Annotated in this window: 24 protein-coding genes and 2 pseudogenes; 13 read left to right on the top strand and 13 right to left on the bottom strand. The window is 58.3% G+C overall.

Going from position 1 to position 25,194, the window contains the following annotated elements; translation table 11 throughout:
- Positions 1–242: 242 nt before the first annotated feature.
- Entirely contained in the window at positions 243–1,622 is a 1,380-nt protein-coding gene (locus RHM69_RS30945; protein ID WP_322255444.1) for a recombinase family protein, read from the bottom strand.
- A 48-nt stretch (positions 1,623–1,670) separates the two neighbouring features.
- Between RHM69_RS30945 and RHM69_RS30940 the strand changes: the two are divergent.
- Positions 1,671–3,116 (top strand): annotated as a pseudogene (locus RHM69_RS30940) (ATP-binding protein); the annotation flags it as partial.
- Positions 3,117–3,186: 70 nt separating this feature from the next.
- Here RHM69_RS30940 and RHM69_RS30935 read toward each other — a convergent pair.
- Together RHM69_RS30935 and RHM69_RS30930 are read right to left on the bottom strand one after the other, a co-directional pair.
- Positions 3,187–3,669 (bottom strand): GAF domain-containing protein, encoded by a 483-nt coding sequence (locus RHM69_RS30935; protein WP_014717684.1) that lies wholly within the window; start codon positions 3,667–3,669, stop codon positions 3,187–3,189.
- The gene (locus tag RHM69_RS30930; RefSeq protein ID WP_019820351.1) at positions 3,666–4,556 is read right to left on the bottom strand and encodes an ATP-binding protein; all 891 of its coding nucleotides are present in this window, start codon (positions 4,554–4,556) and stop codon (positions 3,666–3,668) included. The genes RHM69_RS30935 and RHM69_RS30930 overlap by 4 nt, the downstream gene beginning before the upstream one ends.
- 164 nt (positions 4,557–4,720) lie before the next feature.
- Here RHM69_RS30930 and RHM69_RS30925 point away from each other — a divergent pair.
- The 3 genes and pseudogenes from RHM69_RS30925 to RHM69_RS31210 all read left to right on the top strand — a co-directional run.
- Positions 4,721–6,229: pseudogene (locus RHM69_RS30925) on the top strand (ATP-binding protein); the annotation flags it as partial.
- Entirely contained in the window at positions 6,160–6,384 is a 225-nt protein-coding gene (locus RHM69_RS31215) for a DUF2486 family protein (protein ID WP_370706063.1), read from the top strand. The pseudogene RHM69_RS30925 and the gene RHM69_RS31215, both read left to right, overlap by 70 nt.
- The gene (locus RHM69_RS31210; protein ID WP_370712655.1) at positions 6,284–7,030 is read left to right on the top strand and encodes a response regulator; all 747 of its coding nucleotides are present in this window, start codon (positions 6,284–6,286) and stop codon (positions 7,028–7,030) included. The genes RHM69_RS31215 and RHM69_RS31210 overlap by 101 nt, the downstream gene beginning before the upstream one ends.
- A 21-nt stretch (positions 7,031–7,051) precedes the next feature.
- Here RHM69_RS31210 and RHM69_RS30920 read toward each other — a convergent pair whose 3' ends face one another.
- Positions 7,052–7,537, bottom strand: coding sequence for a glutathione peroxidase (locus tag RHM69_RS30920; RefSeq protein WP_014717681.1), 486 nt, complete (start codon positions 7,535–7,537; stop codon positions 7,052–7,054).
- 148 nt (positions 7,538–7,685) lie between these two features.
- Positions 7,686–8,078 (bottom strand): peptide-methionine (R)-S-oxide reductase MsrB, encoded by a 393-nt coding sequence (gene msrB, locus RHM69_RS30915; RefSeq protein ID WP_014717680.1) that lies wholly within the window; start codon positions 8,076–8,078, stop codon positions 7,686–7,688.
- Positions 8,079–8,280: 202 nt separating this feature from the next.
- Here msrB and RHM69_RS30910 point away from each other — a divergent pair, with 202 nt between their 5' ends.
- A complete protein-coding gene (locus tag RHM69_RS30910) occupies positions 8,281–9,492 on the top strand; it encodes a pyridoxal phosphate-dependent aminotransferase (RefSeq protein ID WP_003209058.1) in 1,212 nt (403 codons plus the stop codon).
- Positions 9,493–9,796: 304 nt separating this feature from the next.
- Complete coding sequence (htpX, locus tag RHM69_RS30905) at positions 9,797–10,684, top strand: protease HtpX (RefSeq protein ID WP_003189904.1); 888 nt, start codon at positions 9,797–9,799, stop codon at positions 10,682–10,684.
- Positions 10,685–10,774: 90 nt separating this feature from the next.
- Here htpX and RHM69_RS30900 read toward each other — a convergent pair whose 3' ends face one another.
- Positions 10,775–11,431, bottom strand: coding sequence for a thiopurine S-methyltransferase (locus RHM69_RS30900; protein WP_102666501.1), 657 nt, complete (start codon positions 11,429–11,431; stop codon positions 10,775–10,777).
- 102 nt (positions 11,432–11,533) lie between these two features.
- Here RHM69_RS30900 and RHM69_RS30895 point away from each other — a divergent pair, with 102 nt between their 5' ends.
- Entirely contained in the window at positions 11,534–12,301 is a 768-nt protein-coding gene (locus RHM69_RS30895) for a DODA-type extradiol aromatic ring-opening family dioxygenase (protein ID WP_014717678.1), read from the top strand.
- Between the two features lie 193 nt (positions 12,302–12,494).
- Here the strand turns inward: RHM69_RS30895 and RHM69_RS30890 are convergent, their stop codons facing one another.
- A complete protein-coding gene (locus RHM69_RS30890; protein WP_014717677.1) occupies positions 12,495–14,168 on the bottom strand; it encodes a DEAD/DEAH box helicase in 1,674 nt (557 codons plus the stop codon).
- Positions 14,169–14,591: 423 nt separating this feature from the next.
- On the opposite strand from RHM69_RS30890, the gene RHM69_RS30885 reads away from it, so the two are divergent.
- Positions 14,592–15,383, top strand: coding sequence for a crotonase/enoyl-CoA hydratase family protein (locus RHM69_RS30885; RefSeq protein ID WP_014717676.1), 792 nt, complete (start codon positions 14,592–14,594; stop codon positions 15,381–15,383).
- Between the two features lie 133 nt (positions 15,384–15,516).
- Here the strand turns inward: RHM69_RS30885 and RHM69_RS30880 are convergent, their stop codons facing one another.
- Positions 15,517–16,272 (bottom strand): spermidine synthase, encoded by a 756-nt coding sequence (locus RHM69_RS30880; RefSeq protein WP_014717675.1) that lies wholly within the window; start codon positions 16,270–16,272, stop codon positions 15,517–15,519.
- Positions 16,273–16,396: 124 nt separating this feature from the next.
- Here RHM69_RS30880 and RHM69_RS30875 point away from each other — a divergent pair, with 124 nt between their 5' ends.
- A complete protein-coding gene (locus tag RHM69_RS30875) occupies positions 16,397–17,743 on the top strand; it encodes a class II 3-deoxy-7-phosphoheptulonate synthase (protein WP_102666500.1) in 1,347 nt (448 codons plus the stop codon).
- Between the two features lie 96 nt (positions 17,744–17,839).
- On the opposite strand, the gene RHM69_RS30870 is transcribed toward RHM69_RS30875, so the two are convergent.
- Together RHM69_RS30870 and RHM69_RS30865 are read right to left on the bottom strand one after the other, a co-directional pair.
- On the bottom strand, positions 17,840–19,069 hold the full coding sequence (locus tag RHM69_RS30870) for a winged helix-turn-helix domain-containing protein (RefSeq protein ID WP_072435589.1): 1,230 nt from the start codon (positions 19,067–19,069) through the stop codon (positions 17,840–17,842).
- Between the two features lie 45 nt (positions 19,070–19,114).
- A complete protein-coding gene (locus RHM69_RS30865; protein ID WP_014717673.1) occupies positions 19,115–19,321 on the bottom strand; it encodes a DUF1127 domain-containing protein in 207 nt (68 codons plus the stop codon).
- 70 nt (positions 19,322–19,391) lie between these two features.
- Between RHM69_RS30865 and RHM69_RS30860 the strand changes: the two genes are divergently transcribed.
- The gene (locus tag RHM69_RS30860; RefSeq protein WP_014717672.1) at positions 19,392–20,273 is read left to right on the top strand and encodes a LysR family transcriptional regulator; all 882 of its coding nucleotides are present in this window, start codon (positions 19,392–19,394) and stop codon (positions 20,271–20,273) included.
- On the opposite strand, the gene RHM69_RS30855 is transcribed toward RHM69_RS30860, so the two are convergent.
- The gene (locus RHM69_RS30855; protein WP_102666499.1) at positions 20,263–21,012 is read right to left on the bottom strand and encodes a sulfite exporter TauE/SafE family protein; all 750 of its coding nucleotides are present in this window, start codon (positions 21,010–21,012) and stop codon (positions 20,263–20,265) included. The two genes, RHM69_RS30860 and RHM69_RS30855, sit on opposite strands and share 11 nt — an antisense overlap.
- Positions 21,013–21,120: 108 nt before the next feature.
- Here RHM69_RS30855 and RHM69_RS30850 point away from each other — a divergent pair, with 108 nt between their 5' ends.
- The 3 genes from RHM69_RS30850 to RHM69_RS30840 all read left to right on the top strand — a co-directional run bounded on the left by RHM69_RS30850 (position 21,121) and on the right by RHM69_RS30840 (position 23,280).
- Positions 21,121–22,071, top strand: coding sequence for a LysR family transcriptional regulator (locus RHM69_RS30850; RefSeq protein ID WP_102666498.1), 951 nt, complete (start codon positions 21,121–21,123; stop codon positions 22,069–22,071).
- Positions 22,072–22,152: 81 nt separating this feature from the next.
- Positions 22,153–22,605 carry a MarR family winged helix-turn-helix transcriptional regulator gene (locus RHM69_RS30845; RefSeq protein ID WP_019820339.1) on the top strand — a complete coding sequence of 151 codons (453 nt, stop codon included), beginning with the start codon at positions 22,153–22,155 and terminating at the stop codon, positions 22,603–22,605.
- 255 nt (positions 22,606–22,860) lie between these two features.
- Positions 22,861–23,280 carry an organic hydroperoxide resistance protein gene (locus RHM69_RS30840; RefSeq protein ID WP_014717668.1) on the top strand — a complete coding sequence of 140 codons (420 nt, stop codon included), beginning with the start codon at positions 22,861–22,863 and terminating at the stop codon, positions 23,278–23,280.
- Between the two features lie 65 nt (positions 23,281–23,345).
- Here the strand turns inward: RHM69_RS30840 and RHM69_RS30835 are convergent, their stop codons facing one another.
- Positions 23,346–23,918 carry an elongation factor P gene (locus RHM69_RS30835; protein ID WP_003172723.1) on the bottom strand — a complete coding sequence of 191 codons (573 nt, stop codon included), beginning with the start codon at positions 23,916–23,918 and terminating at the stop codon, positions 23,346–23,348.
- 49 nt (positions 23,919–23,967) lie between these two features.
- Positions 23,968–25,101: an elongation factor P maturation arginine rhamnosyltransferase EarP gene (gene earP / locus RHM69_RS30830; protein WP_019820338.1), complete on the bottom strand. Its 1,134-nt coding sequence runs from the start codon at positions 25,099–25,101 to the stop codon at positions 23,968–23,970.
- Between the last annotated feature and the right edge of the window lie 93 nt (positions 25,102–25,194).

Genomic DNA, 25,194 nt, shown 5'->3' with positions numbered 1-25,194 from the left:
GTAATATGTAAAGGTACCATCACTACTGCTTTTTTTCATAAAGTTAATAATAAAGGTAAAGAGAGGTATTATATATACATATATGTAATAATGGGTGTGTAAATACATGCCATATATAAAGGTATACGCCATACACGTAGATAAATATCATTATATTACGATTGTTTTAAATGCGTATATGTTGTTGCCATTAAGGTAATTTTAACCATTAACTGCTAATGAATGTTTAGTAGAATTACGTTTTAGTCTTGCAGTCGTAGATTATTGATTTTCAGTGATAGTTCGTGTTGAATTTTTTTCAACTCATCTAATTCAAAACTCACTTCGTCAATTCTTTGCAAAATGTATTTTTGTGCATTTTCAGACGACTTTTCAAGAATTGAAAAGTTATTGGCAAGCGCTTTTTCTTTCGCAATAATTGACCCGTCATTTTCTTTCTGCTCTTTTTCCAGCGATTTAATATCGTCAGATTTTACGATAATTTGCTCGAACGGAATTTGCTTGTGATACATCATAAAAAGCATTTCAATCAATGCATATCTGTATCTTGTTCCTTTTTTCTCCTTTGCAAACTCACAATTATCAACAGTAGATGCGTGACAAACTAAATCAATATAATGATTTTTCTGCTTGTGAAAGCGAAGTGTTGAGCCACATTTACAGTACGCAATACCTCGAAAAATATTTCGAAACTCTTCCGCTTTTCTTCCCGAAAATTTAGGGTCTAATCTCTCTTGAAGTTTCGAACTAATTCTATGAAATTCTGCTTCGCTAATTACAGAAGGATAATAGTTTTTTATCTCTTTGTTAAAGACGTTTCTAACTCCATTTTCGTCAAGTTTTAGAGCAAGAAAAGAGCCGTAAATAGCGTGTTTATGCAAAACCTTACTGACTGTACTGCTTGTATATTTTCTTGCGTGATTTTCTTTATTCAACTGCTGTGCAATTGACTGAAATCCCATTTCATAACATAATTCTGTCATTTGCTTTACAGCATTTGAATGTTCATTAAGAACGAATTTATCATCTACAAACGAGATCCAAAATGGACATTGTTTAGTGATAATTCCGCCATTTTCTCCTTTGTCTCTATTACGTTTTTTTGCGTCAGAAATTCGTTCTGATTTTGCTTTACTTTCATCATTTGCACGTTCAAGAATATTTTGAATAAGACTAATATCAACGCTACTATCTTTTTTTCGTTTCGAATAAAGTCGATTATCAAACAGCGTATAAATTGCACAATCTGATTGAATGATTGAGATAATTAATTCAAGAGCGTCATAACCCCCCATTCTCGAAATTCTGTCAAAACTTTCAACTAAAAGCAGAGAGTTCGGCAAAATTTCTTTTGACTTAATCCGTTCAACGAATTTAGCTAATTGTCCCGATTTTAGATTTTTTCCTTTAAATGCCGAAACTCCCAAATCCTCGAATTTCTCAACAAGCCGAGCGATCGGATATTGCTCGAAAAATCGACTGATTTGTTCGAGTTGTCGAACCTCGCCAAAGCCCAATGCTTGGGCTTTGGATGAAAATCTTATGTAGCTATAAACGTTGATCCTCTCATCGTCTCTAAACACGTCAGAGAACGCCCTAGGCAGTGGTTTTTGCTCTGTCATAATGTCCCAAACCCTCATAGATAGTGGATTGTAGCTTTTCTACAATCTACGTCTATGATTGCCGTGATCGGCATGCTCGAACTGACGCTCAAGCGCGCCGATCAAGGGCATCTTGACCGTCCGGCAATCGAAGTGGCGTACAACTCGGCCAGAGACCTGCTGGAACTGATCGGTGACATCCTCGACATCGCGCGTATCGAGTCGGGCCGCCTCAGCCTGGCGCCGGAGCGCGTGAACCTGCGGGAGGTCATTGAATCAGTGGTGCGCGTGTTCGACGGTCTTGCACGGCAAAAAACCCTCAGCCTGCTGCTGGAGTTCAAGCCCGACCTTAACGATATCGAGGTGCTGATAGACCCGCTGCGCTTCAAGCAGGTGCTCTCGAACCTTGTGAGCAACGCGATCAAGTTCACCGAACAGGGACAGGTCAAGATCAAGGTTGAACTGCAGCCTACCCAGGCACCGGAGCAGATCGAGCTGAAACTGGTGGTGGAAGACACCGGCATCGGCATCAGTCGGGAGGACCAACTACGCCTGTTCGAACCCTTTGCGCAAGCAGACAATTCCGGGCAACTGGCCCGTAGTGGTGCGGGCCTGGGGCTGGTGATCTGCCGCAGCCTGTGCGCGATGATGGGCGGCCAACTGAGCCTGAGCAGCGTGCCCATGGTGGGCACCCAGGTGCACGTCAACCTGAGCATGCCCCGCTTGCAAGCGGTCCAGCCGGTAGGTGACCAAACGCCGCAAAAGCCGGCTACCGCACTGATGCTTAATGTACTGGTGGTCGACGATCACCCGGCGAACCGCCTGCTGATGTGCCAGCAGCTGGGCTACCTGGGCCATAAATTCACCGCTGCCGAGCACGGTGCGGCGGGGTTCCAGGCCTGGCGTAAAGAGCATTTCGACTTAGTGATTGCCGACTGCAATATGCCCATCATGAATGGCTATGAACTGAGTCGCTCAATCCGTGAGTATGAGCAGCGCGAGCAATTGGTGCCCTGCGTGGTACTGGGCTTTACCGCCAACGCCCAGCCAGAGGAAAGGCAACGGTGCGTGCAAGCCGGCATGGATGACTGCCTGTTCAAGCCCATCAGCCTTACCGTGCTGGAGCGCCAACTGACACACATTGTCCCTAAAGCCGTGCACCCACGGCTGGACCTCGAATGCCTGGAAGCGCTGACCGGCGGTGATCCCCACTTGAGTCGACGCTTGCTGGAGGAACTGCTGAGCAGCAGCCTTCACGACCGCCAGCTGCTTATCGAACTGCTGGATCGACACGCGCCCCCCTCAGAAATCATCGAGCAAGCTCACAAGATCAAAGGCGCGGCCCGTATCGTGCAAGCCCACTCATTGGCGGGGCAATGCGAAGCCTTGGAGCAAACCTGCTCTCGCAATGAGGAGTGGGCGGTGATCGAAAGCGGCATCAAGGCCCTGGAACAACTCATGCTGGAATTGGAAAAGATGTTGCAGGTTCAGCTGGATGAGCTGCCTGGCCAATAAGTGCAACAGCCGGTAGACCAAGGAACGAGCAAACGCGCTCCTTGCGCTACCGGCATAAACACCCGCCGCTTCAGCAGTCGGTCAATCGCAGGAAAATCGCCGCCAAGCGCTCGATCCCCACCTGGTCCTGGGGGGTAAACCGGGCCAAGGACGGGCTGTCGAGGTCAAGGACGCCAATCAATTGACCGTCCTTGACCAAGGGCACCACCAATTCACTGTTCGAAGCGCTGTCGCAGGCAATATGGCCTGGGAATGCGTGCACATCTTCCACGCGCTGGGTTTGCCGCGTTGCCGCAGCCGCACCACACACGCCACGACCGAACGGAATGCGCACACAGGCGATTTGCCCCTGAAATGGCCCAAGCACCAGCTCTTCATTGCGATTAAGGTAAAAACCCGCCCAGTTCAAGTCATCCAGCTGGTTGAACAGGAACGCGGAAAACTGCGCACTGTTGGCAATAAAATCGCGTTCATCAGCCAACAGCGACTCCAGTTGCGCGCACAGCATGGCATAGCCATCAAGGCCGCTGCCGGCCTGTTGTAGATCGATCATGGTTGACGTTCCAGCAATTTGAGACCTACCCAGTAACGGGCGAATTGATAGGCACACCGACCATTGCGGTTGCCGCGCCCAGTGGCCCAGCGTACCGCGAGGACATCAAGCTGTTCATCGCGCTGCCACTGCAAGCCGGCCTTGCTGGCCAGCTCACCGATCCAGTGCTCCACCACATCTAGGAAATGCTCCTGGCTAAACGGGTAGAAAGACAACCACAAACCAAAACGATCCGACAAGGCAATCTTGTCTTCAACCGCCTCGCTCGGGTGCAACTCGCCATCCACGCGTTTCCAGTTGTCATTGTCGCTCTGGTTTTCCGGCACCAGATGGCGACGGTTGGACGTGGCATACAGCAGCACGTTTTCCGGCGCCTGCTCCAGGGAGCCATCCAGCACGCTCTTGAGCACCCGATAGTCACCTTCGCCGGCCTCGAACGACAGGTCATCGCAAAACAAAATAAAGCGTTGTGGTAGCTTGATCAGTTGCTCGACCACCCGCGGCAGGTCCGCCAGGTGGTCACGCTCGATCTCGATCAAGCGCAGGCCCGCGTTGGCGTGCTGGGCGAGCAAGGCACGGACCATGGAAGACTTGCCGGTGCCACGCGAACCCCACAACAGCGCATGGTTGGCGGGCAAACCGTCGAGGAACTGTTGGGTGTTGCGCGCCAGTTGTTCACGTTGCTTGTCGACACCTATCAGGTCCGACAAGCGCATGTCCAGGCTGACCTCCAGCGGCAACAGGAAGCCATTGCGGCCTTCGCGCTGCCAACGGGCGGCGAGGCATTGGTTCCAGTCGATCGCTTGGCGCGGTGCGGGTAACAACGGTTCCAGGCGAGCCAGCACCGCATCGGCACGCTCAAGAAAGGCATTCAATCGAGAATCCACAGCTATTCCTCTGGCAAGTTCTTGCAAAAGATGGCGTATTGGCAACCCTGCGGCACACTGCATGGGCTGCATCAAACAAACGATTCATGCCGGGCAAGCCAAAGCTTGTGGATGTTCAGCTATGCTTGCCGGGCGAAGGGAAACGCTAAGTGGTTCAACACTCGATGGATATCAAGTTCGCCCACCGCTTGTCTTATAAACAAGCCAGATTGACTGTGCTGGTCGGTTTCGTGTTGGGAACCTTGCTCAGCCTGATCCAAATCGGCATTGATTATGCCAGCGAAGACGCATCCATCAACCGTGAAATACGCTCACTGATTGAAATCAGCCATAACCCGGCGTCACGCATCGCCTACAACATCGATGCCGAACTCGCCCAGGAACTGACCCTGGGCCTGCTGCACTCCCCTGCCATCATCCGCGCGCAGTTGATCGACAACAATGGCGTGGTGCTGGCCGACGTCAACCGCCCGCGCAAAGAAAGCAACTATCGGCCCGTCAGCGATTTTCTGTTTGGGGCCAATCGCCAGTTTGAAGACCGGCTGTTTCTCAGCCATATGCCCAACGACTCCCTGGGTGTGCTACGCCTGGACGTCGATACCTATGCCTTTGGCAGCCGTTTCCTGCATCGCGCCGAGATCACCCTGCTCAACGGCTTCGCCCGCAGCCTGCTGCTCACCGGGATTTTGCTGGGCCTGTTCTATGTGATGCTCACCCAACCGCTGGTGCGCATTATTCGCGAACTGAGCACACGCAAACAGGCGCGACTGGATTGCCCCGCGGGGCATGAACACGATGAAATCGGCGTGCTGGTCAATGTCGCTAACCAGCAATTTGAAAACATGGAAACCGAGATCCAGCAACGGCGCCACGCCGAAGACCGCCTCACGGAGTACCTGGGGCAGCTGGAAAATATCGTTTCGGCGCGCACCCTTGAACTCAAGGCCAGCAACCAACGCTTGAGCCAGTCCAACGATGAGCTGGAAGCAGCGAAAATGACGGCGTTGGGCATGGCCCAGGCGCGGGCGGCATTCCTGGCCAATATGAGCCATGAAATCCGCACGCCACTCAATGGGCTGCTGGGCATGATTGCCCTGTCACTGGACAGCCCGCTGACTGCCGAACAGCGCCAGCAACTGTCCATTGCCCATGACTCAGGTAAAGTGCTGGTGGAGTTGCTCAACGATATCCTCGATCTGTCCAAATTCGACGCTGGGCAACTGGAGCTGGAGCATATTCCGTTCGACCTGGGCTCCCTGGTGGAGGACACCGCCAACCTGCTGTCGCAAAACGCGGCGCCGAGTGTTGAGTTGACCTGCCTGATCGACCCGCGATTTCCCGCCCAGGTGATCGGCGACCCAACCCGTGTGCGGCAAATCGTCAGCAACTTGCTCTCCAATGCCTTGAAGTTCACCCGCTTTGGCCGCGTCGACGTGCGCCTGCGCGCCTCGGCAGGCAGGGTCAGCATCGAAGTGTGCGATACCGGCATTGGTATCGCTCAGGAAGCCCAAGTGAAAATTTTCCAACCATTCACCCAGGCCGGCGCTGGCATCACCCGCCAGTTTGGTGGAACGGGATTGGGCCTGGCGTTGACCCATAACCTGTGCGAAGCCATGCAAGGTCGTTTGAGTATCAGCTCGGAGGTGGGCTTTGGCAGCCAGTTCTGCGCCGACCTCCCGCTGCCCGCGCATCTGCCTGCCACACGCTATGCACCGCTCACCGGCGAGGTGATCGCCATCACCAACGCCGGCGGCGGGCTGACGGAGCTGCTCACCACCCTGCTACCCTCTTGGGGGCTGACGCCGCGCTGCTACTCCCAGGACGATGATCTGAGCGGGCTGGCGCCCGACCTGTTGATCACCGACTGCCCTGAATGCCTGTTCCGCTTGCGCCCGGGCATCAGCGCGCCGATTCTGCTGGTCACCGCCTACGGCAACTTTTTGCCCAGCGCTGAAGTCGCGGCCCTGGCGCCGCTGCAGCAACAAGCCCGCCCGTTGAGCCGCAACGCGCTGTACCAGATCCTGCAACGCAACCTGCGCAGCGACGCGCAACTGGTCCTCGATCCGGTGCAGATAGAAGCCGCACCGCTTGCGCACCGCGCGCGCATCCTGCTGGTGGAGGACAACGCGGTCAACCAACTGGTGGCCAAGGGCATGCTCAGCAAGCTCGGGTGCGAGGTGATCGTCGCGGCCCACGGTGGCGAAGCCCTCAAGCTGCTGGAGGATCAGCGCTTCGATATGGTGTTGATGGACTGCAACATGCCCGTGATGGATGGCTATGAGGCCAGCCGACAGATTCGTCGCAGCGGGCGGTGGCCGGACTTGCCCATCGTGGCCTTGACCGCCAACGCGATGGCCGAAGAACGCGAGCGTTGCCGGGCCGCGGGAATGAACGATTACCTGGCCAAGCCGTTTCGCCGGGAAGAACTCAACGCCTTGCTGGAGCTGTGGGTACCGAAGACCATCAGCCTCTGAGGGGTACCCGCAATGCTTAGGTCATTTGAGCAGGGCTTCGATCTCCTGGGTCAAGTCCTGGGGCTTGGTGGTTGGCGCAAAGCGCTTGACCTGCTGGCCATCACGGCCGATGAGGAACTTGGTGAAGTTCCACTTGATGTTCTTGGAACCCAGTAGTCCCGGGGCCTGTTTTTTCAACTGCACGAACAGCGGGTGGGCATCGCTGCCATTGACGTCGATTTTCTTGAACAGCGGAAAACTGACGCCGAAATTCAGCTCGCAGAACTCGGATATCGCGCCTTCGTTGCCCGGTTCCTGCTTGCCGAACTGGTTGCAGGGAAAGCCGAGCACCACCAGGCCCTGGTCCTTGTATTGCTGCCAAAGCTGCTCAAGGCCCTTGTACTGCGGGGTGAAGCCGCATTTGCTGGCGGTGTTGACCACCAAAATGGCCTTGCCGGCAAAATCGGCCAAGGTCTTTTGTTCACCCTTTATGGTGGTGCAAGGGATGCTCAGCAGGGAGTCGCTCATGGCAATGCCTCAGTCAGGAAAAAAGAGCCTTATTTTAGGAGCGAGCTTGCTCGCGAAAAACTATCAGGCGCCGCGTTCATTCAGAAAAACCCGCGTTATCGTTGACGTTCTTCGCGAGCACGCTCGCTCCTGCAGGGACCATGCAAGCCTAGCGCGGCACCAGCTCCAGGCATACCGAGTTGATGCAGTAGCGCAGGCCCGTCGGCGGCGGACCATCCGGGAACACATGCCCCAGGTGTGCGTCACACTTGGCACAGGTGACTTCAGTACGAATCATGCCGTGGCTGACATCGCGGATCTCGACCATCGCGCTGTCGGCAATCGGCTCATAGAAGCTGGGCCAGCCACAGCCGGAATCAAACTTGGCCTTGGAATCGAACAGCGGCTCGTTGCAGCAGATGCAGTGGTAGACGCCGTCGGTCTTGGTGGCGTTGTACTTGCCGCTGAACGGTCGCTCGGTACCCTTGAGACGGCACACGTTGTACTGCTCCGGATCGAGCATCGCCTTCCATTCATCTACAGTTTTCTGCAACTTTTCCATCGGTACACCTCGGCAACTGAAAAACCCTGATCTGTGTCTTTTCCATGGATCAGACGGCACGTATGATTGCGCCTCTTCAAAACGCCAGTCTGGCACCCGCGCCATCGGCATTCAAACGTATTTATGGGTGCGGGCCGTGCAGGCTTCACCCTACGGTAGTGCCTACGCCGTCGGGATCGTTCATTTTCAGGATCACATCGCCATGCAGGTCAGCAAATCGAACAAGCTCGCCAACGTCTGCTATGACATTCGCGGCCCGGTGCTCAAGCACGCCAAACGCCTGGAAGAGGAAGGCCATCGCATCCTCAAGCTGAACATTGGCAACCCGGCGCCGTTTGGTTTCGAAGCGCCGGACGAAATCCTCCAGGATGTGATCCGCAACCTGCCGACCGCCCAGGGCTACAGCGATTCCAAAGGCCTGTTCAGCGCGCGCAAGGCGGTGATGCAGTACTACCAGCAGAAGCAGGTCGAAGGTGTCGGCATCGAGGACATCTACCTGGGCAACGGCGTGTCCGAGCTGATCGTGATGTCCATGCAGGCATTGCTCAACAACGGCGATGAAGTCCTGGTGCCAGCCCCGGATTACCCGCTGTGGACCGCCGCCGTGACCTTGGCGGGCGGGCACCCGGTGCATTACCTGTGTGATGAGGGCGCCGACTGGTTCCCGGACCTGGCCGACATCAAGGCCAAGATCACTCCCAACACCAAGGCTCTGGTGATCATCAACCCGAACAACCCCACCGGCGCCGTGTACTCCAGGGAAGTATTGCTGGGCATGCTGGAACTGGCGCGTCAGCACAACCTGGTGGTGTTCTCCGACGAGATCTACGACAAGATCCTCTATGATGACGCCGTGCATATCTGCACCGCCTCCCTGGCCCCGGACCTGCTGTGCCTGACCTTCAATGGCCTGTCCAAGTCCTACCGCGTGGCGGGTTTCCGCTCCGGCTGGATCGCCATCTCCGGGCCCAAGCACAATGCGCAAAGCTATATAGAAGGCATCGACATGCTGGCCAACATGCGCCTGTGCGCCAACGTACCTAGCCAGCACGCGATCCAGACCGCCCTCGGCGGCTACCAGAGCATCAATGACCTGGTCTTGCCTCAAGGCCGCCTGCTGGAGCAGCGTAACCGCACCTGGGAGTTGCTCAACGCTATCCCCGGCGTGAGCTGTGTGAAGCCCATGGGTGCGCTCTATGCGTTCCCGCGGATCGACCCGAAAGTCTGCCCGATCCTCAACGATGAGAAGTTCGTGCTCGACCTGCTGCTGTCGGAAAAACTGCTGGTCGTGCAAGGTACCGCCTTCAACTGGCCGTGGCCGGATCACTTCCGCGTAGTGACCTTGCCACGCGTGGATGACCTGGAAATGGCCATTGGTCGCATCGGCAACTTCCTGAAGTCCTATCGCCAGTAAGGCCATTGACGCTGTACGACTCACTTGGGGTCGTACAGCGATTATCTGGCAACACTTCTGCGTCACTTACTTGCGGTTGTACTTCATTTGGCCCCTGCCGAGGACGTACCCCTTATAATCACGGGGCGGCGAGGTAGTATCGGGTTGATAAGGGCTGACGATACAGGTCGGAAAATCCCTTCAAGGCCCTACGCCCGAGGCGTAGGACACAGTTTGAAATAGTCCCCCGGTTGAATCACCCCATGCCGCACCTTATATACCCCGCAGTGAGCGACATATTAAGCATGAGGAGAATTCTACAACCATGATGCGCATCCTGCTGTTCTTGGCCACTAACCTGGCGGTCGTACTGATTGCCAGCGTCACCCTGAGCCTTTTTGGCTTCAACGGGTTCATGGCGGCCAATGGGGTTGATCTGAACCTCAATCAGCTGCTGATTTTCTGTGCGGTCTTTGGTTTTGCCGGTTCGCTGTTTTCGCTGTTCATCTCCAAGTGGATGGCGAAGATGAGCACCAGCACCCAGATCATCACTCAACCCCGCACTCGCCATGAACAATGGCTGATGCAAACCGTGGAACAGTTGTCTCAAGAAGCCGGCATCAAAATGCCCGAAGTGGGGATCTTTCCGGCTTATGAGGCCAACGCCTTTGCGACCGGCTGGAACAAGAACGACGCGCTGGTGGCCGTGAGCCAGGGCCTGCTGGAGCGGTTTTCGCCCGATGAAGTCAAGGCGGTGCTGGCCCACGAGATCGGTCACGTGGCCAACGGCGACATGGTCACCCTGGCGCTGGTACAGGGCGTGGTGAACACCTTCGTGATGTTCTTCGCGCGGATCATCGGCAACTTCGTCGACAAGGTCATCTTCAAGAACGAAGAAGGCCGCGGCATTGCCTACTTCGTGGCGACCATTTTCGCCGAGTTGGTCCTGGGCTTCCTGGCCAGCGCCATCGTGATGTGGTTCTCGCGCAAACGCGAGTTCCGCGCCGACGAAGCCGGCGCACGCCTGGCGGGCACCAGCGCAATGATCGGCGCGCTGCAACGCTTGCGCTCTGAACAGGGCCTGCCGGTGCATATGCCCGACAGCCTGACCGCCTTCGGCATTAACGGCGGCATCAAGCAGGGCCTGGCTCGCCTGTTCATGAGCCACCCGCCGCTGGAAGAGCGGATTGACGCATTGCGTCGCCGCGGCTGATAGCCGGATGACTCGACAAGGGGCGATCTAATCGCCCCTTTTTTGTGCCTGCTGATTTCCCCGCTCGCGCCTACAAAAGGAAAAGGCCTTTTAGAGCCTGGTCAGCCGATAAGCACGCTCTTCAAGGCGAGTCACTCCGTCCTGCACGAACTTCCAGCTCTCCCCCAGGATGTCTCGCTCCTCCAGCCGCTCCAACGCCCAATGCGGTGCTAGCAGCACCTGCACTTCCTCGTCCGAGACAGCAAAGGGTGGGCCGGCTTTCTGCGCCTGGTCGTAATCGAGGGTAACCAGCAACCCCTGGCAGCCGGACGGCAGCAAGGCATTCAGGTGCTCGGCGTATTGCGCACGCATCAGCGGAGGCAATGCAATCAACGCGGCGCGATCATATACGCCGCGGCAACCGACCAGCGCCTGCGCATCCAGGCTGAAGAAATCGCCACACCACAGTTCGATCTGGCCCGCCTGGTAGACCTTGAAGACGCCCTTATGACTGACGTGCGGCACCAGTCCCTGCTCACTGAAGAACGCCTCAACCGCGTGCTCCGACAGCTCGACGCCCATTACCGGGTACCCCTGGCTCTCGAGCCATACCAAGTCCAGGCTCTTGCCACACAACGGCACCAGCACCTTTGCCCCCTCGGGCAACCCCAACACGGGCCAGTGCCGTTGCAAGTAGGGATTGACCTCGCGCTGATGGAAACCGATCTGATTGCTCGCCCAGCGGTCCTGCCAAAATTCAGGCTGCATGAATCACTCCGAAAATTCGATCATAAGGCGCTAAAACTCATATTAGATTTAGATCAATGATCTGATTGAAGATGGCGTTATCTTAACCCTCAGGACCCGCTCATGCTCCCCAGCCTGTTTATCTCCCACGGCTCGCCCATGCTGGCCTTGCAACCCGGCGCCAGTGGCCCCGCGCTACAGCGCCTGGCTGCCGAGCTACCCCGCCCCAAAGCCATTGTGGTGGTGTCGGCGCATTGGGAAAGCCCGGAACTGCTGGTCAGCGGCGGTGCTGCACCCGAAACCTGGCACGACTTTGGCGGCTTTGCGCGCGAGTTGTTTGCGGTGCAATACCCCGCGCCGGGTGACCCACAGCTGGCCAGTGAGATCGTCGAGTTGCTGCACGCCGACGGTCTGGCTGCACGTATTGACGAGCAACGTCCCTTCGACCACGGCACCTGGGTCCCGCTGTCGCTGATGTATCCGGCAGCAGACCTTCCAGTGGTACAAGTTTCCTTGCCCAGCCGCCTGGGCCCCGCCCTGCAAACCCAGGTCGGGCATGCGCTCGCCAGCCTGCGCGAACAGGGCGTGCTGTTGATCGGCTCCGGCAGCATCACTCATAACCTGGGCGAACTGGATTGGCGCGCCGGGCCGGAAACGATCACCCCGTGGGCGCGGGAGTTTCGCGACTGGGTGGTCGACAAACTGGCGACCAATGACGACGCCGCCTTGCATGACTATCGGCGCCAGGCGCCACATGCCGTGCGCAACCATCCCAGCGATGAGCATTTGCTGCCGCTGTACTTTGCGCGGGGTGCCGGGGGTGATTTCAGTGTGGCGCATCAGGGCTTCACTCTGGGCGCCCTTGGCATGGATATCTATCGTTTTGGCTGACACCGCGACATCTGTGGGAGCTGGCTTGCCTGCGATAGCGGTGTATCAGTCACACACTGGCTTGCTGACTCACCGTTATCGCAGGCAAGCCAGCTCCCACAGTTGATCGCCTCGGAGACTAAAACATGAGGCAAAAAAAATCCCCGAACCAGTCGGGGATTTTTTATGTGCGATCAATCAGCCCAAGGGCAGATCAATCTTCGCGGTAGCGACGTAGCTTGAGCTGCTTACCGGCAACGCGAGTGTCTTTGAGCTTGGCCAGCAGTTTTTCCAGGCCGTCTTCCGGCAGCTCCACCAGGGAGAAGCTGTCACGCACCTGGATGCGACCGATGGCTTCACGTGCCAGGCCACCCTCGTTGAGGATAGCACCCAGCAGGTTCTTGGCCGCGATACCATCACGCGCACCCAGCGCGGTACGGCAACGAGCACGGCCTTCGGCCAATGGCACTGGAGCGCGACGCTCGCGATCACCACGGTCTGGACGGTCGCCGGAACGCTCTGGACGATCACCGCGTGGCGCGCTGTTCGGAACCAGTGGACGTTCTTTTTCGATGGCTGCCAGGGTCAGGGCCTGACCATTGGTAGCTTTGCGCAGCAGAGCTGCAGCCAGGGCACGCGGGGTGCAACCGATATCGGCAGTCAGGCGGTCCAGCAGGTCGCCGTGGGTCGATTCAGCGTCAGCCACCAGTGGCGCCAGGCTGTTGGTCAGTTTCTTGATGCGCGCATCGAGAACGGCCTGGGCATCCGGCAGGCGGACTTCGGCAACTTTCTGGCCGGTAACACGCTCGATCACTTGCAGCATGCGGCGCTCACGTGGAGTCACCAGCAGCAATGCACGGCCTTCGCGACCGGCACGGCCGGTACGGCCGATACGGTGAACGTAGGACTCTGGATCGTAAGGCATGTCAACGTTGAACACGTGGGTGATACGTGGAACGTCGAGGCCACGGGCGGCAACGTCGGTCGCTACAACGATGTCCAGACGGCCATCCTTGAGGGAGTCGATCACGCGCTCACGCTGGTTCTGGGCAATGTCACCGTTCAGCGCAGCGGCTTTGTAGCCTTTGGCTTCCAGGGCGCTGGCCAGGTCCAGGGTCGCTTGCTTGGTGCGCACGAACATGATCAGCGCGTCGAAGTCTTCGACTTCCAGCAGGCTCAATACAGCCGAGGTCTTCTGGTCAGCGTGAACCAACAGGTGAGCCTGTTCGATCGCGGTAACGGTCTGGGTCTTGGTCTGGATCTTCACGTGCTCCGGATCGCGCAGGTGGCGTTCGGCAATGGCACGGATGGACTGCGGCAGGGTCGCCGAGAACAGTACGGTCTGACGGGTCGCTGGCAGCGCCTTGAAGATGACTTCCAGGTCATCCATGAAGCCCAGCTTCAACATTTCGTCAGCTTCGTCCAGAACCAGGTGGTTCACGGTCGACAGGACTTTTTCGTCACGACGCAGGTGGTCGCACAGACGGCCCGGAGTGGCGACAACGATCTGTGCGCCATTACGGATTGCCTTGAGTTGTGGGCCCATAGGCGCGCCGCCGTAAACGGCCACAACAGTTACACCTGGCATTTGCTTGGCGTAGGTTTCAAAGGCGGTTGCTACTTGCAGCGCCAACTCACGGGTTGGCGCCAGGATCAGGGCTTGCGGCTCGCGCTTGGCAGGATCGATGCAGTGCAGGATTGGCAAAGCGAACGCGGCAGTTTTGCCGGTACCGGTTTGCGCCTGGCCAATCATGTCCTTACCGGCCATGATGATCGGGATCGATTGCTGCTGAATCGCCGAAGGTTCTTCGTAGCCGGTCGCTGCGACGGCTGCAAGAATATTCGGGTTAAGATTAAAAGCGGCGAAGCCGCCGGTTTCCTGGGTCATGGGTCTGCCTCTAAGTGCATCCGCAAAGACCCATGCTCCAAAGCTGCGCATGCCGTGTTGAGACTCAAGAGTCGCCCTGGCTGCTTTGTCGGCGGGGATTTGCGAAAACGAATGAATGAAAAAGATTCGTCAAGGAAGAGTCCGCTGTGCGGACGTGCAGCCGAAGCTGACTTCGGGGAATTGCGCTACCTAAACGCGGCCCGGTTAAAGGCCGGCGCGCACTATACCGGAAATAGCTGAAAAAGGGAGCTTTTTTTATCGCCAGGCACCGATAAACCGCACTGCGTCACGCGCTTTGCAGATCCGTGCGCCAGGGTCTATTTTTCAAAGGCCCGGCCCTGTTGGTCATCAAGCTTAAACGGTTCACCCACCCACTGAGACCCTTTGGTCTGAAACCTTACCCGCGCCCCGAGGGCACACCCCATGAATCAAGCCAGCAGTAGCCGTGTCAGCCGCGCACTTGAGGGTCATGTTCTATTGCTGGGCCTGGACCGTGTGGCCAAGCGCAACGCCTTCGACCTGGATTTGCTCAATGCGCTGAGCCTAGCCTACGGCGAATTTGATCGAAACGATGACGCACGGGTGGCCGTGGTGTTTGCCCATGGCGACCACTTCACGGCCGGGCTGGACCTGGCCAATGTCAGCAGCGTGATGGCGGGTGGCTGGCAACCGCCGCTGGGAGGGTGCGACCCGTGGGGGGTGTTTGCCGGCCCGCGCGTGAGCAAGCCGGTGATCGTCGCCGCCCAGGGTTATTGCCTGACGATCGGTATCGAATTGATGCTGGCGGCGGATATCAACCTCTGCGCCAGCAATACCCGCTTTGCCCAGATGGAGGTGCAACGCGGGATCTTCCCGTTTGGCGGCGCGACATTGCGCTTTCATCAGATTGCCGGCTGGGGCAATGCAATGCGCTGGCTGCTCACCGGCGACGAGTTCGACGCCCATGAAGCCCTGCGCCTGGGGTTGGTGCAGGAAGTGATGGCCAGTGAAGACCTGTTGCCCCGCGCCATCGAGTTGGCCAACCGCATTGCGCGCCAGGCACCGCTGGGTGTACAGGCCACGTTGATGTCGGCACGGCTGGCGCGTATGGAGGGTGAGGCTGTGGCAGCCGCCGCGCTGCCGCCCATGGTGGATAAACTGCTCAACAGTGAAGATGCCAAGGAGGGTGTTCGGGCGATGGTCGAGAAGCGGCCGGGGGTGTTCAAGGGGATTTGAACGAACTGAATTAGCGGTCGGCAGTGAGGGCCTCTTCGCGGGCAAGCCCGCTCCCACAGTTGAATTGCATGCTCTGTTGAAATGCAATCCCCTGTGGGAGCGGGCCTGCCCGCGAAAGCGTCCGAACTGGCAACTAAGTTGCCGGCCGAATCGCCTTGATCAACGGCTGCAACGAGTACCCCAAGCGCGGCGCCAAAGCTTCGGCGCGGGCTGACAGCGCCTCCAGGTCCAGCACCTGATCCAGCTCCGAAGGCACCAACAGAATCACATTGCCCTCCTTCACCGGCAGCTCCCAGTAATGCCGGTGGTACAACCCACGCAACAACGCCGCCCCCAACGGCTTGCCATCATCGGTGGCCCATTGGTTGATCACCAGCCAGCCGCCGGGGTTGAGTTTCTTCTGACAGTTTTCCAGGAAGGTCCAGGCCAGATGCCCCACGCCCGGGCCGACATCGGTGTAGAGGTCGACGAAAATCAGATCGGCCGATTCGGCACTGTCGAGCAATTGCAACGCGTCGCCAATGCGGATGTACAAGCGCGGGTCGTCATCCAGCCCCAGATATTCGATGGCCAGGCGCGGCACATCAGGGCGCAGCTCAATGGCTTCGACATCTTCCAGCGCCAGGAACTTGAGGCACGCCTGGGTCAACGTGCCCGCGCCCAGGCCGAGAAACAATGCACTCTCCGGCTGTTCATGGCACAACGCGCCGATCAGCATGGCGCGGGTGTAGTCGTACTCCAGCCAGCTCGGGTCAGCAGTGAACACACAGCTTTGCTCGATGGCGTCGCCAAATTCGAGAAAGCGGTAATCAGCCACTTCAAGCACACGGATCATGCCGAATTCATCATGGACTTCGGCCAGCAGGTGCTCGACACGCTCCTCGCTCATCACTACTCCTAAAAGGGTCTGCTGCACGGCAAAGGCGCGATTGTCGGCCAAGCGGCAGCAACAGGTCACGCACTAATTGCTGCTAACATTGACGCCCGAACATCCACCCGCAAACGAGTTCATGATGAGCCAACCCTGGAGCCCCGATAGCTGGCGAGCCCTGCCGATCCAGCAGCAACCCCGATACCCGGACGCCGCGCACTTGGAGCAAGTGGAGCAGAGCCTGGCGAGCTACCCGCCCCTGGTGTTTGCCGGGGAAGCCCGCGAATTGCGCCGTCAATTTGCCGAAGTGACCCAAGGTCGTGCGTTCCTGCTGCAAGGCGGTGATTGCGCCGAGAGCTTTGCCGAGTTTTCCGCCGCGAAGATTCGCGACACCTTCAAGGTGCTGCTGCAGATGGCCATTGTCATGACCTTCGCTGCCGGTTGCCCGGTGGTGAAAGTCGGGCGCATGGCCGGCCAGTTCGCCAAGCCACGCTCGGCCAACGATGAAACCATCGACGGCATCACCCTCCCCGCCTACCGGGGCGATATCGTCAACGGCATCGGCTTCGACGAAAAAAGCCGCGTGCCAGATCCGGACCGCCTGTTGCAGTCCTACCACCAGTCCACCGCCACCCTCAACCTGCTGCGCGCCTTTGCCCAGGGCGGTTTCGCTGACCTGCACCAGGTGCACAAGTGGAACCTGGATTTCATCGCCAACTCCGCGCTCGCCGAGAAGTACAGCCAACTGGCCGACCGCATCGACGAAACCCTGGCCTTCATGCGCGCTTGTGGCATGGACAGCTCGCCGCAATTGCGCGAAACCAGCTTCTTCACCGCCCACGAAGCATTGCTGCTCAACTACGAACAGGCCTTCGTGCGCCGCGATAGCCTGACCAACGACTACTACGACTGCTCGGCGCATATGTTGTGGATCGGCGACCGCACCCGTCAGTTGGACGGCGCCCATGTCGAGTTCCTGCGCGGAGTGAACAACCCGATCGGCGTGAAAGTCGGACCTAGCATGAACCCGGACGACCTGACCCGCCTGATCGACATCCTCAACCCGGATAACGACCCTGGCCGCCTCAACCTCATCGCCCGTATGGGGGCAGGCAAGGTCGGCGACCATTTGCCCAACCTGATCCGCGCCGTGCAGCGCGAGGGCAAGCAAGTGCTGTGGAGCTGCGACCCGATGCACGGCAATACCATCAAGGCCAGCAGCGGCTACAAGACCCGCGACTTTGCGCAGATCCTTGGCGAAGTGAAGGATTTCTTCCAAGTGCACCAGGCAGAAGGCACCTATGCTGGCGGGATCCATATCGAGATGACCGGGCAGAACGTCACCGAATGCATCGGCGGCGCACGGCCGATCACCGAAGATGGCCTGTCGGACCGTTATCACACCCATTGCGACCCACGGATGAATGCCGATCAATCGCTGGAGTTGGCGTTTCTGATTGCAGAGACCTTGAAACAGGTAAAGCGCTGACGTTTTAGCGACGGGGATGACGCCATCGCGGGCAAGCCCGGCTCCCACATTTGAACGCGTTTCTCTGTGGGAGCCGGGCTTGCCCGCGATAGAGGTTTAAAGGTTGGTATCCCGGTTCGGCATCGCTGCCCTTAACCGAGCAGCACTGGGCCGCTGGCAATTGAGCTGGACCTGTTCCAGCCCTAGCCAGTCGGCCATTTTGCGCAGGTTCAGCGCCAGCGCCAGCATGCCTTCCTCATCCAGCCCCGGCTCTTCCTCATGCACGGCATGCACGGCCAGGCGCCCATGAGCACGCTCGGCTCGCAGGTCGACGCGCGCGGCAATGCGTTCGTTGTGGAGAAACGGCAACACGTAGTAGCCATACACGCGCTTTTCTTGCGGGGTGTAGATCTCCAGCCGATAGCGAAAGTCGAACAGGCGCTCGGTGCGGCTGCGCTCCCATATCAGCGAATCGAACGGCGACAACAATGCACTGGCCGGCACTGTGCGAGGCAGTTTCGGCGCCGACGGGCAGTACGCTGGTTGTTTCCAGCCCCGCACCCGGCACGCCAGCAGTTGCCCATCCTCAACCAGCTCGGCCAAGCGGTTGCGGCTGTCGGCGGGGTCGAGGCGGAAATAATCGCGCAGGTCTTTTTCGGTGGCGACACCCAATGCAGTCGCACTGTGCAACAGCAAGCCACGCTGCGCTTCACCTTCACTCATGGAGACCCTGAGCACCTCTGCGGGAATAACACGCTCGGGCAGATCATAAAGCCGCTCAAACCCTCGACGACCGGCAACCGTGACCAGGCCAGCGGCGAACAGCCATTCCAGCGCGTGCTTTTCATCACTCCAATCCCACCAGGGCCCGGCACGCTCCTCGCGGGTCGACAAGCTACCCGCCCCCAAGGCGCCCTGCTGTTCGACGGTGCGCAACACGCGTTGGATCGTCGCCTGCTGTTCACGGCCAAAACGTGCCATTTGCGCATAAATCCCCCGCCCTTGCCGGGCGCGCTCCATGCGCCAACCCATCAACGGGTACAGCGCCAAGGGCAGCAGTGACGCCTCATGCCCCCAGTATTCAAACAGAGAACGCCGCCGCCCCTGGCTCCAGGCCGCCTGTTCAAGAATCGATGGGGAATAAGAACCAAGGCGGGAAAACACGGGCAGGTAGTGGGAACGCACCAGCGCATTGACCGAGTCGATCTGTAAAACGCCCAGGCGTTCGATCAAGCGGTTGAGGTGCGCAGCCTTTATCTGTGCAGGCGCCTGGCGCCCGGAAAATCCCTGGGCAGCCAGCGCCATGCGTCGAGCTTGCTTGAGTGAAAAACACAGGTCGGCGGGCATGGCAATCTCCATAGAAGCTCGCCCCCTACCCTACTGCATCCGCGCTTATTTTCGCAGCGGGTCTTCCCAGAAATGCCGATGGCTTTCCTGCGCAACGTCGGCGCGATTGAGCCCGATGTCCTTGAGGGCGTCATCGCTCAGGGTCGCCAGCATCTGGCGCTCCTGATGCAACAGCTGCCAACGCGCGAATGTGTGAAACAGCCCGGCAAACGGCCATTTATCCGTCGATATGAAACCTTTTTGACCTTTCATCTTCTCGCCCTCCAGTGGGGATGACGACAGTGTGTGCCCGGCATTATGATCAATCCAACGAATGTTTCTTATGCATTACATCTCGGAGATTGATCAATTGTCCGCCTATCCCAGCATCGACACTGATGTGCTGCGCACCTTCGTCGCCATTGCCGACCAGGGCGGTTTCACCCGCGCCGGCGAGCAGGTCAACCGCACTCAATCGGCGGTGAGCATGCAGATGAAGCGCCTGGAAGAAGACGTGTTGCAGCGCAAACTGTTCGAGCGCGATGGCCGCCAGGTACGGCTCACGCCCGAAGGCCAGGTGCTGTTGGGTTATGCGCGGCGCATCCTGAAATTGCACAGCGAAGTGTTCAATACCCTGCGCGAGCCGCATATGGTGGGGTTGGTGCGTATCGGCACGCCGGATGACTACGTGATGCGCTTTCTGCCAGGCATCCTCAAGCAATTTTCCAAAGCCTACCCACTGATCCAGATCGAAATGCACTGCGAAGCATCGACCGTATTGATGCAACGGCGGGACCTGGCGTTGACCGTAATCAGCCGCGAGCCCGGCAATGATCTGGGTGAGTTATTGCGTACCGAGCGCATGGTGTGGGCAGCATCACCGTGCTTTTGTGTGGAGGAGCACGATGCCCTGCCCCTGGCGGTGTCCGGCGACGAGTGCCTGTACACCCATTGGGCACGGGCCGCACTGGAGGCTGCCGGGCGAGATTATCGCCTGGCCTATCACAGCTCTAACGGAGCAGCGATCCTGGCAGTGGTCAGTGCAGGCCTGGCGGCGATGGTCAGCATGGAAAGCCTGGTAACCGACGACCTGCGAGTGCTCGGCAGCGACGAAGGCTTCCCGCCTTTACCGTCGATGAACCTGCGCTTGCTGCGTAACCCGCAGATGACCTCGCCGATCACCGAATGCCTGGCGGACTACATCGTCGAAGGCTTCAAACTTTAAAGGTCAGCATCACCGCGCACACCACCAAGAAGCCACAGAAGAGGCCGCGCAACAGACGTTCCGGCAAGGCATGCGCCACTTTCACGCCCCAACTGATACTCAGCAGGCCCCCCACCGCCAGTGGCAGGCCGATCATCCAGTCCACCTCGTGGTGCCAGGCATAGGTGACCAGGGTCACACCGGTGCTGGGCAACGCCAAGGCCAACGACAAGCCTTGGGCGACCACTTGAGTAATGCCGAAGACACTGGTGAGTACCGGCGTGGCGACCACCGCGCCGCCGACCCCGAACAGCCCGCCCATGGAACCGGATGCCGCGCCCAAGACGCCAAGCCAGGGCCAGGAATAACGCATTTGTGCGGTGGGCGGCGCATTGCGAGTGAACATGCGCAGCAGGTTGTAGGCAGACAACGCCACCAAGAACGCAATAAAACCGATGCGCATGGCGCCCGCATCCAGGCCCACCGCCCAGATCGATCCCAGCCAGGCAAAGCAAAAGCCGGTCACACCCAGGGGTAAAGCGTGACGCAACTCGATGCGGTTACGCTGATGATAGCGCCACAGCGCGAGCATCACATTCGGCACGACCATCACCAAGGCGGTACCTTGGGCAATCTGCTGATCCAGGCCGAACAACACGCCCAGCACCGGGATGGCAATCAGCCCACCACCAATGCCAAACAGCCCACCTACAGTGCCCAACGCCGCACCCAATGCCAGGTACATCACTAAATCCCACACCGCTCGGTACTCCGCAATTCCATGCTTGGCATGCTACGCAGTCGGCTCTGGCGCGGAAACGCACAGCAACGCACAATGGCTGTGCCAATCTCGCATAAGCGTTGAGCTATGAACCCCAACACCCTGACCGACCAGCTGAGCCTGTTTCTCGACGTAATGGAAGCCGGCAGTTTTTCCGCCGCCGCGCGCCTCCATCCGCTGACACCTTCAGCCGTGGCCCGGCGCATCGACAGCCTGGAAAGCTCCGTGGGTAGCCGCCTGTTCCAACGCAGCACCCATGCGGTGGTGCCCACCTCCGCAGGCCTGGCCTTTGCCGAGCGGGCGCGACGGATTGTCAGCGAGTTGCAGCTGGCACGGGCAGAGGCGGTCTCGCTGAGCCATGCGCCGGAGGGGTTGATCCGGGTCGATGCGCCCGCAGCATTCGGCCGCCGGCACCTGGCGCCGGTCATTGCGGACTTTTTGAGCCTGTATCCAGGCCTGGACGTGCACCTGCACTTGATCGACAGCTTTGTCGATATGCACGGCGCGCATCTGGGCAAGGTCGACCTGGTTCTGCGCGCAGGGCATATTGTCGACACCCGACTGGTCGCTACGCCGCTGGCGAGTATCGTGCGTATCGCCTGTGCCAGCCCCGCGTACCTGAAAAGCCGTGGCACGCCGGCCCATCCTCGAGAGCTGAGCGAACATGACGGCCTGGACTGGGACGGGCTGGCGCCAATGTTCGCCTGGCGCTTCGAACTGGACGGGCGCCGCACCACCTATCGCCCGCGACGCATCCGCATGAGTGCCAACAACGCCGAAGCCCTGCTCTCGGGCGCACTGGCCGGGCTGGGCATCGCTCACTTGCCGACCTGGTTGGCCAGTGAATACCTGGTGCGCGGCGAATTGTTGCCGCTGTTTTGTGAAGACGGTTTGCCCAGTCCGGAAACCGCAGGCATTTATGCGCTGCGCCTGGAGCAACAGCCCAATGCACGCAGCCGATTGTTGCTTGAATACCTCAAATCCCGTTTCAGCCCGGTGCCGCCCTGGGATCTGGCACTGCAAAGTGGCTTGGTCTGACGCCTACGGCAAGAATTACCTGGCGCATTAAAGATTTGCCCGCTAGATTCCAGCCCAGACATGCTTTTTCGAGACGCCACCATGAGCAAAAACCCTGATCCTTGCGAATCGCTGTTGCTGGACAACCAGCTGTGCTTCGCCCTGCACTCCACCTCACTGCTAATGACCAAGGTCTATAAGCCCCTGCTCCAGGCCATCGGCCTGACCTACCCGCAGTACCTGGCCATGATGGTGCTGTGGGAAGAGGATGAGTTGACCGTCAGTGAAATCAGCAGCCGCCTGCTGACGGACCCAGGCTCCATGACGCCACTGCTCAAGCGCCTGGAAGCCGAGGGCCTGCTCAGCCGCACGCGCAGCCGCGAAGACGAGCGGGTGGTGGTGGTGAAACTGACCGCCGCCGGGCGCGCCTTGCAGGAGAAGGCCAAGGATGTTCCGCAATGCATCCTGGGCGCCAGCGGGATGGCGCTGGAGCAATTGCGCAAGCTGCAAGGCGACCTGATCGCGTTGCGCGCCAATCTGCAAACCAGCATCTGACACGCTAGGCCCCAGCACTAAACATACTCAAAAGTGGGAGCTGGCTTGCCTGCGATTGCGATTCATCAGTCAACCATGCAGTGACTGATACACCGTCATCGCAGGCAAGCCAGCTCCCACTTTTTGTTCTGCGACACCCTTAAATTCTTCAACGCTGAAAAATTAACTTGCGCACTAAACATTAGCGCTATACATTCACCTCACCAACTACTTAGCGCACAAATGTTTAGCGCTAACCACACAGAGGAACGCCCCATGCAAACGCTCTATACCGCAGTAGCCACCGCCACTGGCGGCCGTGATGGTCGCGCCGTTTCCAGCGACAATATTCTCGACGTCAAACTGTCGACTCCAAAGGAGTTGGGCGGCGCCGGTGGCCAGGCCACTAACCCAGAGCAATTGTTTGCTGCCGGCTACTCCGCTTGCTTTATCGGCGCACTGAAGTTCGTGGCCAGCCAGACCAAACGCAAAATCCCGGATGACGCCTCGATCACCGCCCACGTGGGCATCGGCCAGATCCCGGGCGGCTTCGGCCTGGATATCGACCTGCATATCAGCCTGCCGGGCCTGGCCCAAGATGAGGCGCAAAGCCTGGTCGACGCTGCGCACCAAGTGTGCCCGTACTCCAATGCCACCCGTGGCAACGTTGAGGTGCGCTTGCATGTAACGGTCTGAAAAACAGACGCCCATGAAAAAGCCCGACTCAAGGTCGGGCTTTTTTCGTATAGCCGGGGCCAGAATTACTTCTTGGCGCGGCCTTTGTACGAACCACCTTCACGGGTGTCGATCTCGATCAGGTCGTCGATTTCGATGAAATCGGCCACTTGCAGTTCGGTACCGTTGCTCAGTTTGGCAGGCTTCATCACCTTGCCGGAAGTGTCGCCGCGAGCGGAGCCTTCGGTGTAAGCAACCTTACGCACGATGGTCGTCGGCAGCTCTACGGAAACCAGGCGCTCTTCGAAGAAGATAGCTTCGCAGACGTCTTCCATGCCTTCTTCAATGAACGGCAGAACGGCTTCGATATCTTCAGCGTTCAGCTCGTACATGGTGTAGTCAGTGGTGTCCATGAACGTGTAGGTGTCGCCGCTGATGAAGGACAGGGTCGCTTCTTTGCGGTCGAGGATCACGTCGTCCAGTTTGTCATCGGCGCTGTAGACGATTTCGGTCTTGTAACCGGTCAGCAGGTTCTTCAGCTTGGTCTTCATGATTGCGCTGTTACGACCAGACTTGGTGAACTCAGCTTTCTGAACCAGCCAAGGGTCGTTTTCGAGACGGATCACTGTACCGGGTTTCAGTTCTTTACCAGTTTTCATTGCGTATATCCGAAATTTGGATGGGATTGACAAAAATCAAGGTGGCGTATCATATCCAACTTTCATAAAACTGTACCAGCGCCGTCGCAAGATCGGCCTGCAAGCCTTGTTCCAGACACCAGTTCTGCGCGTGCTGGCTGACCTCGGGCCAATGTTCCAGCAGCATTTTCCAGGACTGTGCCATATCGCCATCAGCGTTCCAGGCTTGCCAGAGCGTGACGACGGCAGCTTTGGCGGCCGGTGAAAGTGCGGCTGTGTACAGTTCCAGGAAGGCATCGAGCTTGTCCAGGTGGATGTCTTCGTCCTGGCGGTAGATGTGCCACAGCAATGGCCTCCCTGCCCACTGGGCACGCACGAACGAGTCTTCGCCACGTACGGCGTTAAATTCGCAGCACCATAGCAATCGGTCATATTGCTCCTGACGTACGAATGCAATGACCTGTACGGTCAGCGCACCACGTACTTGGATGTCTCCCGCCGACAAGCTGTTCACCCCCAGCCAGCTTTGCACGTCCCCCAGAATGCGCCCTTCCGGCACCAGCAAGTGCGTCCCCCGTCCATCGGCCGCCAATACGTCCAGCCAGCCGGCCAACCCGTCATTCTCATAGGCAAACAGCGACATCAAACGCGCGCCGGCCGTCGGAGCAACGCCCAGGCTTTGCAGGAACCGTTGTTGCGCGGCCGCGTCCTGCTGAAACGCCCGGCGTCGCTCCAACAAGCCGGCTTCGCGCAACAGGCCGCCAGTACCAGGGCGAAACCCGGGGAAGAAAAAGTACTTCTGCACGCCCTTGTACTTCACCGAAGGCAAGCGATGGCAGCCCACCACCCAGTCTTCAGCGCTGAGGTAATCCAGGTTCATCCACAACGGCGCACGTTCACACTCGGCCATGCGGTCCATGTACTCGGGCGGTAGCTGGCACGCGAACGCAGCAATCACCACATCCGCCGGGTGTGCGCCTGGCCATTCGGCCGGCCAGTGGCGCACTTGGACGCCCTCTTGCCATTGCTGGCCCACCTGCACATCAATGTCCGGGCACATGCGTTCGAAGGCGCGCAGGTCATCGACCCACAAGCGCACGTCACAGCCATGCTCCACCACCAACTGCCGGGCCAGGCGCCAGGTCACGCCGATGTCGCCGTAGTTGTCGACGACACTGCAAAAAATATCCCAGCGGGCTTTCATTCCGGGCTCCATCGATCAAAGGTTCGATTGTCCGCATAAATGCGTGGATGCAGAAGGCTTGATCGCGATTATTCTGCACGGAGGCTGTGCGAC

The sequence above is a fragment of the Pseudomonas sp. CCI1.1 genome, from assembly GCF_034348165.1.
Taxonomy (GTDB): Bacteria; Pseudomonadota; Gammaproteobacteria; order Pseudomonadales; family Pseudomonadaceae; genus Aquipseudomonas; species Aquipseudomonas paracarnis.
Note: the sequence above shows the minus strand (reverse complement) of the source record. Positions and strands in the feature narration are given on the sequence as shown.

What these genes read in the sequence shown, in the direction of transcription:
- RHM69_RS30945 (WP_322255444.1), bottom strand. Translation starts at nt 1,622, where the DNA reads ATGACAGAGCAAAAACCACTGCCTAGGGCGTTCTCTGACGTGTTTAGA.
- RHM69_RS30935 (WP_014717684.1), bottom strand. Translation starts at nt 3,669, where the DNA reads ATGATCGATCTACAACAGGCCGGCAGCGGCCTTGATGGCTATGCCATG.
- RHM69_RS30920 (WP_014717681.1), bottom strand. Translation starts at nt 7,537, where the DNA reads ATGAGCGACTCCCTGCTGAGCATCCCTTGCACCACCATAAAGGGTGAA.
- msrB (WP_014717680.1), bottom strand. Translation starts at nt 8,078, where the DNA reads ATGGAAAAGTTGCAGAAAACTGTAGATGAATGGAAGGCGATGCTCGAT.
- RHM69_RS30910 (WP_003209058.1), top strand. Translation starts at nt 8,281, where the DNA reads ATGCAGGTCAGCAAATCGAACAAGCTCGCCAACGTCTGCTATGACATT.
- htpX (WP_003189904.1), top strand. Translation starts at nt 9,797, where the DNA reads ATGATGCGCATCCTGCTGTTCTTGGCCACTAACCTGGCGGTCGTACTG.
- RHM69_RS30900 (WP_102666501.1), bottom strand. Translation starts at nt 11,431, where the DNA reads ATGCAGCCTGAATTTTGGCAGGACCGCTGGGCGAGCAATCAGATCGGT.
- RHM69_RS30895 (WP_014717678.1), top strand. Translation starts at nt 11,534, where the DNA reads ATGCTCCCCAGCCTGTTTATCTCCCACGGCTCGCCCATGCTGGCCTTG.
- RHM69_RS30890 (WP_014717677.1), bottom strand. Translation starts at nt 14,168, where the DNA reads ATGACCCAGGAAACCGGCGGCTTCGCCGCTTTTAATCTTAACCCGAAT.
- RHM69_RS30885 (WP_014717676.1), top strand. Translation starts at nt 14,592, where the DNA reads ATGAATCAAGCCAGCAGTAGCCGTGTCAGCCGCGCACTTGAGGGTCAT.
- RHM69_RS30880 (WP_014717675.1), bottom strand. Translation starts at nt 16,272, where the DNA reads ATGAGCGAGGAGCGTGTCGAGCACCTGCTGGCCGAAGTCCATGATGAA.
- RHM69_RS30875 (WP_102666500.1), top strand. Translation starts at nt 16,397, where the DNA reads ATGAGCCAACCCTGGAGCCCCGATAGCTGGCGAGCCCTGCCGATCCAG.
- RHM69_RS30870 (WP_072435589.1), bottom strand. Translation starts at nt 19,069, where the DNA reads ATGCCCGCCGACCTGTGTTTTTCACTCAAGCAAGCTCGACGCATGGCG.
- RHM69_RS30865 (WP_014717673.1), bottom strand. Translation starts at nt 19,321, where the DNA reads ATGAAAGGTCAAAAAGGTTTCATATCGACGGATAAATGGCCGTTTGCC.
- RHM69_RS30860 (WP_014717672.1), top strand. Translation starts at nt 19,392, where the DNA reads ATGCATTACATCTCGGAGATTGATCAATTGTCCGCCTATCCCAGCATC.
- RHM69_RS30850 (WP_102666498.1), top strand. Translation starts at nt 21,121, where the DNA reads ATGAACCCCAACACCCTGACCGACCAGCTGAGCCTGTTTCTCGACGTA.
- RHM69_RS30845 (WP_019820339.1), top strand. Translation starts at nt 22,153, where the DNA reads ATGAGCAAAAACCCTGATCCTTGCGAATCGCTGTTGCTGGACAACCAG.
- RHM69_RS30840 (WP_014717668.1), top strand. Translation starts at nt 22,861, where the DNA reads ATGCAAACGCTCTATACCGCAGTAGCCACCGCCACTGGCGGCCGTGAT.
- RHM69_RS30835 (WP_003172723.1), bottom strand. Translation starts at nt 23,918, where the DNA reads ATGAAAACTGGTAAAGAACTGAAACCCGGTACAGTGATCCGTCTCGAA.
- earP (WP_019820338.1), bottom strand. Translation starts at nt 25,101, where the DNA reads ATGAAAGCCCGCTGGGATATTTTTTGCAGTGTCGTCGACAACTACGGC.